This is a genomic window from Micromonospora sp. PTRAS2 (assembly GCF_054052245.1).
Map to the genome: position 1 here is coordinate 116,538 of NZ_JBSWBU010000008.1, position 12,776 is coordinate 129,313.

At 75.0% G+C, this 12,776-nt stretch carries 11 protein-coding genes; 4 read left to right on the plus strand and 7 right to left on the minus strand.

Annotated elements, in window-relative coordinates; all coding sequences use genetic code 11:
- The first annotated feature begins 241 nt into the window (after positions 1-241).
- Genes rhaI through ACVMYR_RS23485 form a run of 3 tightly spaced genes read left to right on the plus strand, consistent with a single transcriptional unit; the run spans position 242 to position 4,228 of the window.
- A complete protein-coding gene (gene rhaI / locus ACVMYR_RS23475; RefSeq protein WP_457122758.1) occupies positions 242-1,423 on the plus strand; it encodes an L-rhamnose isomerase in 1,182 nt (393 codons plus the stop codon).
- Positions 1,416-3,215, plus strand: coding sequence for a hypothetical protein (locus tag ACVMYR_RS23480; protein ID WP_457122759.1), 1,800 nt, complete (start codon positions 1,416-1,418; stop codon positions 3,213-3,215). Before rhaI ends, ACVMYR_RS23480 begins: the two co-directional genes overlap by 8 nt.
- On the plus strand, positions 3,212-4,228 hold the full coding sequence (locus ACVMYR_RS23485) for an aldo/keto reductase (RefSeq protein ID WP_077939672.1): 1,017 nt from the start codon (positions 3,212-3,214) through the stop codon (positions 4,226-4,228). The genes ACVMYR_RS23480 and ACVMYR_RS23485 overlap by 4 nt, the downstream gene beginning before the upstream one ends.
- 86 nt (positions 4,229-4,314) lie before the next feature.
- Here ACVMYR_RS23485 and ACVMYR_RS23490 read toward each other — a convergent pair whose 3' ends face one another.
- Complete coding sequence (locus tag ACVMYR_RS23490) at positions 4,315-6,924, minus strand: family 78 glycoside hydrolase catalytic domain (protein WP_457122760.1); 2,610 nt, start codon at positions 6,922-6,924, stop codon at positions 4,315-4,317.
- Between the two features lie 248 nt (positions 6,925-7,172).
- Here ACVMYR_RS23490 and ACVMYR_RS23495 point away from each other — a divergent pair, with 248 nt between their 5' ends.
- Positions 7,173-8,561: a hypothetical protein gene (locus tag ACVMYR_RS23495; RefSeq protein WP_457122761.1), complete on the plus strand. Its 1,389-nt coding sequence runs from the start codon at positions 7,173-7,175 to the stop codon at positions 8,559-8,561.
- A 69-nt stretch (positions 8,562-8,630) separates the two neighbouring features.
- Here ACVMYR_RS23495 and ACVMYR_RS23500 read toward each other — a convergent pair whose 3' ends face one another.
- Genes ACVMYR_RS23500 through ACVMYR_RS23525 form a run of 6 tightly spaced genes read right to left on the minus strand, consistent with a single transcriptional unit; the run spans position 8,631 to position 12,765 of the window.
- Positions 8,631-9,017, minus strand: coding sequence for a cupin domain-containing protein (locus ACVMYR_RS23500; RefSeq protein WP_158229490.1), 387 nt, complete (start codon positions 9,015-9,017; stop codon positions 8,631-8,633).
- Positions 9,014-9,433 (minus strand): cupin domain-containing protein, encoded by a 420-nt coding sequence (locus ACVMYR_RS23505; protein ID WP_077939676.1) that lies wholly within the window; start codon positions 9,431-9,433, stop codon positions 9,014-9,016. Before ACVMYR_RS23505 ends, ACVMYR_RS23500 begins: the two co-directional genes overlap by 4 nt.
- A gap of 22 nt (positions 9,434-9,455) precedes the next feature.
- Complete coding sequence (locus tag ACVMYR_RS23510; RefSeq protein ID WP_043968370.1) at positions 9,456-10,280, minus strand: phosphoenolpyruvate hydrolase family protein; 825 nt, start codon at positions 10,278-10,280, stop codon at positions 9,456-9,458.
- A 1-nt stretch (position 10,281) separates the two neighbouring features.
- Positions 10,282-11,532, minus strand: coding sequence for a Tm-1-like ATP-binding domain-containing protein (locus ACVMYR_RS23515; RefSeq protein WP_457122762.1), 1,251 nt, complete (start codon positions 11,530-11,532; stop codon positions 10,282-10,284).
- A 1-nt stretch (position 11,533) separates the two neighbouring features.
- Positions 11,534-11,992: a carboxymuconolactone decarboxylase family protein gene (locus ACVMYR_RS23520; RefSeq protein WP_091286754.1), complete on the minus strand. Its 459-nt coding sequence runs from the start codon at positions 11,990-11,992 to the stop codon at positions 11,534-11,536.
- Complete coding sequence (locus tag ACVMYR_RS23525) at positions 11,989-12,765, minus strand: SDR family NAD(P)-dependent oxidoreductase (RefSeq protein ID WP_052503965.1); 777 nt, start codon at positions 12,763-12,765, stop codon at positions 11,989-11,991. The genes ACVMYR_RS23520 and ACVMYR_RS23525 overlap by 4 nt, the downstream gene beginning before the upstream one ends.
- Positions 12,766-12,776: the final 11 nt, after the last annotated feature.

Below are 12,776 nucleotides of genomic sequence, written 5' to 3' on the forward strand. Positions count from 1 at the left end.
GAGCCGCCTTCTAAAACGTGTCAACTACGGTCGGGCGGGAAAACGCCGTCCCCCAGGTTACACGCAGGGCGAGTTGGCCGAACTCCTTGACGTGCCGTGCGTGGCGACCTACCGTGAGCGTAACAGGTGTATGAAACGTTTCACGACGTGTTTGCCGAGATCGGAGCGATGGTGGCCAATCCGCTGCTGCCCGGAACGGGCCCGGGATCCCCCGGCGCCCCCGCACCGGGGGAGGCACCCGATGCCTGAGCTGTCCCCAAGCACCCGGGCTCGGGTGGCGGCGGCGCTGCGTGCCCAGCGCATCGAGACGGCGTCCTGGGCGTTCGGCAATTCCGGTACGCGGTTCAAGGTGTTCGCGCAGGAGGGTGTGCCGCGGGATCCGTACGAGAAGGTCGCCGACGCTGCCGTCGTGCACCGGTTCACCGGTGTCGCGCCTTCCGTGGCTCTGCACATTCCGTGGGACCGGGTCGACGACTATGCGGATCTGGCCCGCCATGCCAAGGAGCAGGGCGTGGCTCTCGGTGCGGTCAATGCGAACGTGTTCCAGGACGATGACTACAAGTTGGGCAGCGTGACCAACCCCGACCGGGGGGTGCGGCGCAAGGCGGTCGATCATCTGTTGGAGTGCGTGGACGTCATGGACGCCACCGGCTCCCGCGATCTGAAGTTGTGGTTCTCCGATGGCATCAACTATCCGGGTCAGGATGATGTGCGTGCCCGGCAGGACCGGCTTGCCGCCGCGTTGCGGGAGGCGTACGACCGGCTGGGGGACGGGCAGCGGATGTTGGTGGAGTACAAGTTGTTCGAGCCGGCTTTCTATGCCATGGACGTGCCGGACTGGGGCACGGCGTACGCGCACTGCCTCCAGCTCGGGCCGAAGGCGCAGGTGGTCATCGACACTGGGCATCATGCGCCGGGGACGAACATCGAGTTCATCGTGGCGGTTCTGCTGCGGGCCGGGAAGTTGGGTGGTTTCGACTTCAACTCGCGGTTCTATGCCGATGACGATCTGATGGTGGGTGCGGCGGATCCGTTCCAGTTGTTCCGGATCATGCAGGAGATCGTGCGCGGCGACGCTCTGCGTGCGGAGGCGGGTGTCGCGTTCATGCTCGATCAGTGTCACAACATCGAGCCGAAGATTCCGGCGGTCATCCGGTCGGTGATGAATGTGCAGGAGGCCACCGCGAAGGCGCTGCTGGTCGACCGGGCCGCGTTGCGGGCCGCTCAGGACGCCGGTGACGTGCTCGCGGCGAATGCGGTGTTGATGGACGCCTACCACACCGACGTGCGGCCGCTGCTCGCCGAGCTTCGCGCCGACGCGGGTCTGGACCCGGACCCGATGGGCGCATACGCCCGCTCCGGCTACTTCGAGAAGATCCGCGCCGAACGGGCCGGCGGACAGCAGGCCGGCTGGGGTGCCTGACACCGGCGGGGCCGACGAACTGGCGTGGGGGGACCGGGAGTCGGCCGAACCGTGGCACGACCTCGCGCTGGGGCGGTGGTCGGCCCGGCTCACGGCGCGCGGGATCGAGGACGTCCGGCTCGACGGGCGGCGGGTGCTCACCCGCGTCCTGCACACCGTGCGGGCCACCGACTGGTCGACCGAGCGGGCGGCGCTGACGTACACCCTCGCCCCGCCCGGCCGGGACGGGCCCGCCGCCACGTTCACGGCGCGCTACCCGGGGCACGGTCTCGACCTGCGCGGCGAGATCCGGGCCGTCCCCGACGGCTTCGACGTCGCGTTCGAGTCCCGGCCCGCCGGCACCCGCGCGGTGCGGGTCAATCGGGTCGGCCCGGCCGTCCTGCACCCCGGGGACCAGGCCGGACGCCCGGTGCGCGGGCACCCGGGCGGGCTCCCGGCCGGGTTCGCGTTTCCCCGGCACGTCGCCCGGTCGCCGGTGTTCGCCGCCGGCGACCGGATGGAGCTGGACCTCGCCCCCACCGGCGTCGTGCTGGAACTCGACGGCGGCGAGTTCGAGGTGGAGGACCACCGCGACTGGTCCGACGACGGCTTCAAGACCTACACGCCGCCGCTGGCCGCGCCCCGTCCGATCGTTCTGCGCCCCGGCGACGTGCTGCGCCACCGGCTCCGGATCACCGCCGCCCCGACCGCCCCGGGCCCGGCCCGCGCCCGCCCCCGCCGGCCCGACGCGGCCACCCCGGCCGGCGTCATGCCCCCGCTGGGGCTGCAGCACTCCGGGGGAGCGCTTCCGCCGGCCGCCCTCGCGGCCGTCGCCGAGCTGCGGCCGGCCTTCCTTCACCTGACCACCGACCTCGCCCACCCCCGGTGGCGGGAGCTGCTGGCCGCCGACGCCACGGCAGCCCGTGCCCTGGACGTGCCGGTCGTGCTCACCCTCGTCGCCGACCCCACCGACCCCGGGCCCGCCGCCGAGCTGCCCGGCCTGCTCGACGGCCGGCTGACCACCGTCCTCGCGTTCGACGCGGGCACCGCCCGCACCTCCGCCGCGCTGGTGCGCGCCCTGCGCCCCCGTCTCGGCGCGGGCGTGACGATCGGCGGCGGCAGCCGCGCCCACCTGGCCGCCCTGCTCACCGCGCCGCCGGTCGACGAGCTGGACGTCGTCACGTTCCCGATCGCGTCCTGTGCGCACGACGTCGACCGGGCCGCCGTGCGATCGTCGCTCGACAGTCACCCCGCCGTGCTGGCCGCCGCCACCGAGTTGGCGGGCGGCCGGCCGCTGCTGGTCGGCCCGGTCGGTCACCTGCCGTACTGGGACTCGTGGGGGGCGGCCACGCCCGGCCCCGCGTACGGCTGGGGGCCGGGGCTCGCCCGGCAGCGGTCGGTGTTCCATGCCGCCTGGACGGTGGCCGCGCTCGCCGGCTTCGCCGCCGCCGGGGTGGCCCGCGTGTCGCTGTGCCACACCACCGGCCTGCGCGGCGTCGGCGAGCCGGCCGGCGACGCGTTCGCCGCGTACCCCTTGTGGTTCGCGCTGCGGGAGCTGGCCGGCACGGCCGGCTGGCGGCGGCTGCCCGGGACGCCGCCGCCGGGCACCACCGGGCTGCGGCTGCGCGGCCCGGCCGGCGGGCTGGACCTGCTGGCCTGCCTCGCCGACGACCCGCCCGCCGGCGGTTTCCCGCCCACCGCCGAGGTGCTGCACGCCGTGGCCGGCACGCTGCGCCGCGAACCGGCCCGCACCGCCGGCACGCCCACCCCCTGCGTGGTGGTCGACCGGCAGCCACGAGGAGGACAACCATGAGGTACGCGCTGCTCGGCCCGTCCGGTATCCGGGTCTCCCGGATCGCCCTGGGCACGGCGACCTTCGGCGTGGCGCCCGACGCCACCCGCGCCGACGCCGTCGTCGGCGCCGCCCTCGACGCCGGCATCAACCTGGTCGACACCGCCAACGCGTACGGCAACCTGCCGCACTTCGACCGCCCCGGCGTGCCCCCGGCGGCCGAGCGGGAGTCGGCGGAGGAAATCCTCGGCCGGGCCCTGGCCGGCCGCCGCGACGACGTGGTGCTGTGCACCAAGGCGCAGGAGCCGGTCGGCCCGGGCGTCAACGACCGGGGACTGTCCCGCCGGCACCTGTTCGCCCAGCTCGACCGCAGCCTGCGCCGGCTGCGCACCGACCACGTCGACGTCTTCTACGCCCACCACCCCGACCCGGCCACCCCGTTGGAGACCACCCTCGCCGCGCTGGACGACCTGGTCCGCGCCGGCAAGGCCCGGCACTGTGCGCTGTCGACGTTCCCGGCCTGGCAGACCGTGCACGCGCTGTGGATCTGCGACGACCGGCGGCTGCACCCACCCGTCGCCCTCCAGGTGCGCTACCACCTGTTCGCGCGGGGCGTGGAGGCGGAGATCGTCCCCCTCGCCGACAGGTTCGGGCTGTCGGTGGTGGCGTTCAGCCCGCTCGCCGGGGGGCTGCTCGCCGGGGCGGCGGCCCGCACCAGGGCGCACGCGGGGGAGTCCCGGTGGGGCGGCGGCGCGTTCACCCCGTCCCAGCAGGCCGCCGCCGCGCAGGTGGAGGAGATCGCCGCCGCCGCCGGGCACCGCGCCGACGAGCTGGCCGTAGCCTGGCTGCTGTCCCGGCCCACGGTGGCCGCCGCGATCGTCGGCGCGGAGAACCCCGAGGAGGTGGCCGCCGCCGGTCGCGCCGCCGCCCTGATCCCGGACGCGGAGGTGCTGGCCCGCCTCGACGCGATCGACGTGGCCGAGATCCGCGAGCCGAAGCCCCGGACGGCTCGGCCCACCGCACCGGGCCTCTGACCGACCCTCGACCACGTGTCGCGCCCGCCGGGGCGGGGCGTGCGGCGGCCCGGCCCCGAGATCGGGGCCCCGGGCCGCCGCTGCGGTCAGGCCGCCTCGCTCCAGGGCACGGTGAACCGGTGCGCGCCGGAGCCGACCTTCGTCGGCGCGGCGCCGGGCAGCTCGACCCGCGCGGTCGCGCCGGGCGGCACCGTCACCTCGACGGCCAGCTCGCCGTCGGCCAGCCGCCAGCCCACCGCCGCCGGCCCGTACGGGGTCAGCAGCGCGGCGCGGGCGTGCCGCAGCCCGCCGCCGGGCCGGGGCCGCACCAGCAGCCGGCGGTAGCCGGGCTCGGCCGGGGCGAGGCCGGCGACCGTGCGGTGCAGCCAGTCCGCCACCGCGCCCAGCGCGTAGTGGTTGAACGACGTCATCTGCCCCGGGTTGACCGTGCCGTCGGGCAGCAGGCTGTCCCAGCGCTCCCAGATCGTGGTCGCGCCCGTGGTCACCGGGTACAGCCAGGACGGGCAGTCGGTGCTCAGCAGCAGCCGGTACGCGGTCTCCACCTCGCCGTTGTCGGCGAGCGCGTCGCAGATGGCCGGGGTGCCGGCGAACCCGGTGGCGATGCGCCACCCGGCCTCCTCGACCAGCTCGGCCAGCCGCCTGGCCGCCGCCCGGCGCGGGCGGCCGGCCGGCACGAGACCGAACCGCAGCGCCAGCGCGTACGACGTCTGCGCGTCGTTGTCGAGCAGCCCGGAGGGCAGCACGTACCGGCGCTGGAACGCCTCGGTGACGGCGGCGGCGAGGGCGGCGTAGCGCTGTGCGTCGGCGTGCCGCCCGAGCACCTCGGCCATCCGGGCGAGGGCCCCGGTGGAGTGGGCGAAGTAGGCCGTGGCGACCAGGTAGCGGTCGGCCTTGGCGTCCTCCGGGTCGTCCGGCGGGGCGGTCGGGTCGAGCCAGTCGCCGAGCTGGTAGCCGCTGTCCCACAGGTGGTCCGCGCCGGCCCGCTGGTCGACCAGGTCGACGAACGCCTTCGCGCTGGCGTACTGCCGGGCCAGCACGTCGCGGTCGCCGTAGCGCTCGTAGAGCGTCCAGGGGGTGAGCACGGCGGCGTCGCCCCAGACCGCCGTCGGCTGCGGCGGCTCCCACCTCGGCGCGGGGATGCGGGGCACGAAGTACGGCACGGTCCCGTCGGGCAGCTGCTCGGCGGCCAGGTCGACCAGCCACGACGAGAGCATGCCGGCGCAGTCGTACAGGAAGGCGGCGGTGGGGGCGAAGACCTGGATGTCGCCGGTCCAGCCCAGCCGCTCGTCGCGCTGCGGACAGTCGGTCGGGATGTCCAGGAAGTTGCCCCGCATGCTCCACACGACGTTGTCGTGCAGCTGGTTGACCAGCGGGTCCGAGCACTCGAACGTGCCGGTGCGGACCATGTCGGTGTGGTGGACCCGGGCCACCACCGCCGCCGGGTCGAACTCGCCGGGCCAGCCGGTGACCTCGGCGTAGCGGAAGCCGTGGAAGGTGAACCGGGGCTCCCACGTCTCGACGCCCCCGCCGCGCAGCGTGTACGAGTCGGTGGCCTTCGCCCCGCGCAGCGCCCGGACGAACAGCTCGCCGTCCTGGAGCACCTCGGCGTGGCGCAGCCGCACCGTCTGCCCGGCCGGGCCGGTGACCGTGATCCGCAGCCGGCCCACCAGGTTCTGCCCGAAGTCCAGGATGATCCGCCCGCCGGTGGCGTCGACCACCTCGGCCACCGGCACCTCCTGCACGCAACGCACGGGCGGGCCGGTCGGGGCGACCAGGGCCGCCGCCGGGCGGGGCAGCACGCGCACCGGGGTCCAGCCGTCGGCGGCGAAGCCGGGCGAGGACCAGCCGGTGGGCTCGCGGCGGGCGTCGTGGTGCTCGCCGTCGAGCAGTCCGGAGGCGGTCAGCGGCCCGGTCGCGGCCCGCCAGGAGCCGTCGGTGGCGACGAGCTGCCGCCGGCCGTCGGCGTACTCGATCTCCAGCTGGGCGAGCAGGCCGATCCGGCTGCCGTAGACGGTGCGGTGGCCGCCGTGGAAGCCGAGGCGGCCGGCGTACCAGCCCTCGGCGAGCCAGCCGCCGACGGCGTTGCGGCCCGGCCGCAGCAGCCCCGTGACGTCGTAGGTCTGGTAGCGCAGCCGGTGATGGTAGCTGGTCCAGCCCGGGGCGAGGGTCTGGTCGCCGACGCGGGCGCCGTTGAGCTCCAGCTCGTAGACGCCGAGGGCGGTGGCGTAGACCCGGGCCCGGGTGACCTCGCCGGTGACGTCGAACTCGTGGCGCAGCAGCGGCGGGGGCTGCTCGACCGTGGGGTCGACCTCCCAGTCGGGGGAGACGAACTCCGCCTGCCAGTCGTCCGCGTCGAGGCCGGCCTCCACGGTGGCCGGGTCGCTGAACGGCGTGGGCTCGTCGGCGTCGGCACCCCAGACCCGTACGCGCACCTCGCACCGCTCGCGGGGGCGCAACGGCGGCGCGGGCCAGGGCACCAGCACGCAGTCGGCCGAGTCGAGGCGGCCGCTGCGGTGGGCGGCCCGGTCCGGCCCGGTCACCTCGACCTCGTAGCCGACCTGCCGCCAGCCGGCGGGGGCGTCGGTGACGCGGAACGAGAGCCGGGGGGCGGGCTCGCCGATGCCGATCGCCGGGTCGACGTGCGCGACGCGGGGCGCCTGGACCGTCGTCCGGGGCGCGGGGTCGGCGTTGCTCATGGGCTTCCTCTCGACCGTCCGGTGGCACCGGGTACGTTACGAGCCAATGAAAGGTTTCACAAGTGTCGTGCCGCAGGGTGTCGAGTGGCGACGCCGCTTGACCGGTGGTGGTGACGGGCATAGCGTGGGGTCGCAGATTGAAACGTCTCAGCCCCCGGTTCGGTCGCCGCCGTGCCGCTGACCCGCCCCGACGCGCGGTCCGCCCTACGGCGGGACGGCCGCGGGGCGCGCACCCCCGAGGAGAGCGTGTGGGGTCCCTGGTGGGAATCCAGATCGGTGCCATCTCCTTCGTCGACGAGGGCGTCGACCAGGTTCTCGACATCGTCGGCGAGGCCGCGGCGGTCGACGCCGTGTTCGTGGCGACCCAGTCCTTCGACCGTGGCCTGCAGGGCCGGCAGGTGGTGAGCCGCCCCTGGCCCGGCCACGGCGCCCGCCAACTCGACCACCACCACGTCGGCGGCTCGTACGTCACCCAGCACCCGGAGTTCTACGCCAACACCGCGCTCGGGCCGTTCCGCGCCCCGGACCGCGAGGTCGCCGGCTTCGACGTGCTGGAACAGGTCATCCCGGCCGCCCGGCGGCGCGGCATGAGGGTCTACTCGTTCGTCCTGGAGAACACCCACTCCGGGCTGACCCGGCACGTGCCGAACTGGCCGAAGGTCCTCCAGGTCGACGCCTGGGGCCGCGCCGACCCGTACGCCTGCGTGCGCAACCCCGACTACGTCGCCTGGTGGCTCGGCCTGATCGAGGACCAGCTCAAGAGCTACCCGCTGGACGGGCTCATGTTCGGCTCCGAACGGCACGGCCCGCTCGGCAACGTCCTGGGCGACGGCGGCTTCGCCCGCGACGGCAACCCGTACTGCTTCTGCCCGCACTGCGAGGCCGCCGGCCACCGCCGCGGCATCGACGTGCGCCGGGCCCGCGAGGGGTACGTCGCGCTGCACCGGCTCGCCCACGGCGGGGCCGACCCCGGCGGCGACAGCGGCTTCGTGCGCTTCCTGCGCCTGCTCACCGAGTACCCGGAGATCCTCGCCTGGGAGCAGCTCTGGACCGACGGCTTCGAGGCCCTGCGCCGCCAGCTCTACGGCACCGCGAAGTTCCTCGCCCCGCACGTGCAGGTCGGCTGGCACGTCTGGCACCACAACTCGTTCTCCCCGCTCTACCGGGCCCAGACCGACTTCACCGCGCTCGCCGAGTACGCCGACTTCGTCAAGCCGGTGCTCTACAACAACTGCGCCGGCTACCGACTGCACCACCACATCCGGCAGGTGGCCCGGAGCATCTTCGCCGGGGTCGACGAGCAGACCCTCTACGACCTCTACCGGGGCGTGCTCGGCTACGACGAGGCCGTCCGGTTCGACGACCTGCCCGCCACCGGCCTGTCCGCCGACTACGTCACCCGGGAGACCCGCCGCACCGTGACCGCGGTCGCCGGCCGGGCCGCCGTGTACCCGGGGCTCGACCTCGACGTGCCCACCCCGGAGCACGTCAAGAAGACCAGCCCCGAGGAGGTCCGCGCCTCGGTCACCGCGGCGCTCGACGGCGGCGCCGACGGCATCATCCTGTCCCGCAAGTACTCCGAGATGCGGCTGGACAACCTCGCCGCCGTCGGCGACACCCTGCGCGCCCGCGCCTGACCCGCTGCCGGACACGAATCGGGGCGGGGACCCGTGCAGGGTCCCCGCCCCGATCGTCGTGGCGACCGGTCAGCCGGCCGACGGTCCGGGTCGCCCGACGTCGTGGCCCAGAGCGAACTCCGGCTCCCGGTGCAGGTGCCCGGCCGGCTCGCCCTCGGGCACGGCCGCGACGAAGAAGAACAGCCGCAGGTCGTCGGTGTACGCGCGCAGGATGTCGTGCTCCACCCCGGCCGGCGTGCAGACCAGGTCACCGGGGGCGACGTCGTACTCCTGCGCCCCGACGGCGACGCGGGCCCGGCCCTCGACGACCGCCCAGTACTCCGGGCAGGAGTGGTGGTGCCGGTCGAACCGGAAGCCGGCCCGCTCCAGGCTGAACCAGCCGACCGCCGACAGGTCGCTCCAGGCCGGCCCGTCGACGGTCCACCGCTGGCCGGCGCCCAGCCGCAGGACGCTCACGCGCCCGGCCGCTGCCAGGCCACGACCTCACCCGCCGGGTGGCGGCAGAAGTCGGGCAGCCCGGTCAGCGCCTGCTCCTCGCCGCCCGGCGTGTACGTCACCAGCAGCCGCAGCGTGCGCCAGGTGGAGTTCATCGTCGAGTGCAGGGTGTCGCGGGGGATGTAGACCATGTCGCCCTCGGCGATGGCGAACTCGTCGTCGCCGACGGTCTGCACCCCCGCCCCGGACACCACGTAGATCAGCTCGTCCGCGCCGGCGTGCAGGTGCCGGCCGTGGCCCTGCCCCGGGTTGATGATGACCTCGCCCTGGGAGTTGACGGCCCCGGGGATGGTCACCGGCGAGACGAACCACTTCATGGTGCCCCAGTCGAAGCTGAAGGTCTCCACGTCGTGCGCGGGGATGTGGGTGGGTGGCATGGGGGTCTCCGATCGGGGTGGCTCAGGAGGTGGGCAGGGACTTGAAGGCGCGGACCTGGGCGGTCAGGGCGCGCTCCACCGGCAGGCGTTCCATCGACGAGGCGCCGAAGAAGCCGACCACGCCGGTGGTGTGGGCCAGCACGTACGCGGCGTCGTCCGGCTCGGCGATCGGGCCGCCGTGGCAGAGCACCAGCACGTCCGGGTTCACCGCCACGGCGGCGTCGCGCATGGCCTGGATCCGCTCGACCGACTCGTCGAGGGTCAGCGCGGTCCGCGCGCCGATGGTGCCGGACGTGGTCAGCCCCATGTGCGGCACCAGCACGTCCGCCCCGGCCGCCGTCATGGCCGCCGCCTGCTCGGGGTCGAAGACGTACGGGCAGGTGAGCAGGCCGCGTTCGGCGGCCAGCCGGATCATCTCGACCTCCAGGTCGAAGCCCATCCCGGTCTCGGCGAGGTTCTGCCCGAACACCCCGTCGATGAGGCCGACGGTGGGGAAGTTCTGCACCCCGGTGAAGCCGATCGCGGCCAGCTCGTCGAGGAACCGGGGCATCAGCCGGAACGGGTCGGTGCCGCAGACGCCCGCGAGCACCGGGGTGTCCCGCACGACCGGCAGCACCTCGGCTGCCATCTCCACCACGATCGCGTTCGCGTCGCCGTAGGGCAGCAGGCCGGCGAGCGAGCCGCGCCCGGCCATCCGGTAGCGGCCCGAGTTGTAGATGATGATCAGGTCGGCCCCGCCGGCCTCGGCGCACTTGGCCGACAGGCCGGTGCCGGCGCCCGCGCCGACGATCGGCCGGCCGGCGGCCGCCTGTTCCCGCAGCCGCCGCAGCGCCTCCGCGCGTTCCATCTCAGGCTCCCTTCTGGATCAGCCGGTGCAGGGTGTCGGCCATCGCCGACGCGAACTCCGGCGCGTTGACGTGCGCGTCGACGCGGTGCAGCGTCCGGCCGTGCGCCGCGAGGGCCGCCGCGAGGGCGTCGCGGCACGCCGTGTCGGCCGCCGGGTCGGCGAACGGCTGACCGGGGGCGTCCAGCGCGCTCACCCCGCCGTCGGGCCAGAACACCTCGGTCGGGCCGGTCGCGGCGGCGGCCTTCGCGCCGATCCGCCGGCCCAGCTCGGCCATCTCGTCGGCGGTGGTACGCATCAGGGTCACGGTCGGGTTGTGCACGAAGAACAGCCGGTCGGCGAAGCGCTCCGGCACGGTGTCGACCGGCCCGAAGTTGACCATGTCCAGCGCGCCGGGCGCGATCACCTGCGGCACGCCGGCCGCCCCGGCGGCGGTGAGCCGGTCAGGACCGGCGGTGAGCACCCCGCCCACCAGGTCGTCGGCCAGCTCGGTGGTGGTCAGGTCCAGCACCCCGGCGAGCAGTCCGGCCTGAGCCAGTCCCTCCAGGGCCCGGCCCCCGGCGCCGGTGGCGTGGAAGACCAGCACCTCGTACCCCAGCTCCTCCAGCCGGGCCTTGGCGGCCTCGACGGCGGGGGTGGTGACGCCGAACATGCTGGCCGCGACGATCGGCCGGGCGTCGGTGGCGGTGTCGGCGCGGGACCGGTCGCGGGCCATGCCGGCCATCGCCGCGGCGGCGTTGCCGAGCACGAGCCGGGAGATCCGGTTGACCCCGGCGACGTCGACGACCGAATACATGATCGTGACGTCGTTGGCCCCGACGTACGGGGAGACGTCGCCGGAGGCCATGGTCGACACCAGCAGCTTCGGCAGCCCGACCGGGCAGGCGGCCAGCACCGCCGCCGCGATCGACGACCCGCCGGAGCCGCCGGCGGCGAGTACGCCGTCGACCCGGCCCGCGGCGACCAGCCGGCCGACGACCGCCGCCGCGCCCCGGCCCATCGCGGTGACCGCCGCGCCCCGGTCGCCCGCCGAGACCAGCTCGGCGACGGTGGTGCCGGCCGCCCCGGCGACCTCGTCGGCGGTGACGTCCGGGGTGAGGCCGCGCGGCGCGGCGGTGCCGGCGTCCACGACGAGGACGTCGACGCCGAGGGCGCGCAGCCGCTCGGCCAGGTACGCGTAGTCGGGGCCCTTGGTGTCGAGGGTGCCGACGAGGACGACGGTGGGCATGCCGGCCTCCTTCGGGGCGGTGGACATGTCAGTTCCCTTCGGGCAGCGGTGGGGCGGGCGGGTCGGGGTCGTCGACGTCGACCCCGGCGTCGGCGAGCGCGGCGCGGACCACCGCGAGCGCGTTGATCGCCCGGGGGAACCCGACGAACTGCACGCAGTGGATCACCACCTCGACGATCTCGGCGGGGGTGAGGCCGACCCGCAGCGCGGCCTTGGTGTGCCCGGCGATCTGCGGGTCCGCGCCGCCCATGCCGATGAGCACGGCGAGGGTGGCGATCTCCCGGCGGGCCAGGTCGAGGCCGGGCCGGGAGTTGACGTCGCCGAAGTTGAACTCCAGCCCGAAGCGGGCCAGGTCTGCGCCGAGGCCGGAGCGGCGCTGCAGGAACACGTCGGCCGCGCCCGGCCCGTAGATCTCGTTGAACGCCCGCCGTCCCCGGTCGAGCCGGCTCTGTCCGGCCTCGGGCGTCCCGGTCGGTTCCGTGGTCAAATCGAGTGCCCTCCGTCCTGGGCGAGGGTGACGCCGGTGATGTACGCGGCCGACTCCTGGCACAGGAAGACCACCGAGGCGGCCAGGTCGTCGGGTTGGCCGAGGGTGCGGGTGGGGATCTGGGCGAGCAGCTCCTCGCGGCGCTGCGGGGTGTCCCGGTCCCGGCCCGGGGTGGCCTGCGCCCCGGGGGCGATGGCGTTGACGGTGATGCCGGTCTCGGCCAGCTCGATGGCCAGCGCCTTGGTCAGGCCGATCACCCCGGCCTTGGCCGCCGCGTACGCCGTGGCGTTGCGCACCAGCCGGCCGCCGCGCACGGCGGCGATGGACGACAGCGACACGATCCGCCCCCAGCCGCCGGGCAGCATGTGTGGCAGGACCGCCCGCGTGGAGGTGAACACGCTGGTGAGGTTGCGGTCGAGCTGGGTCTGCCACTCGTCGAGCGTCAGCTCGGCGAACGGCCGGACCAGGCCGCCCCCGGCGGTGTTGACCAGGATGTCGATGCCGCCCCACTCGGCGGCGGTGCGGTCGGCCGCCGCGACGACGGCGGCGAAGTCGAGCAGGTCGACCGCGTCGTGCCGGGCGGTGGCCCCCCGGGCGGTGAGGTCGGCGGTGGTGGCCGCGGCGGCGTCGGCGGAGATGTCCAGGCCGGCCACGGCGGCGCCCTGGTCGGCGAGGGCCCGGCAGATGCGGCGGCCGAGGGCGCCGCCGGAGCCGGTGACGACGGCGCGGCGGCCGGCCAGCGGGCGGGCCGACGGCGCGGGTGGGGCTGTCATGTCGCGGGAGG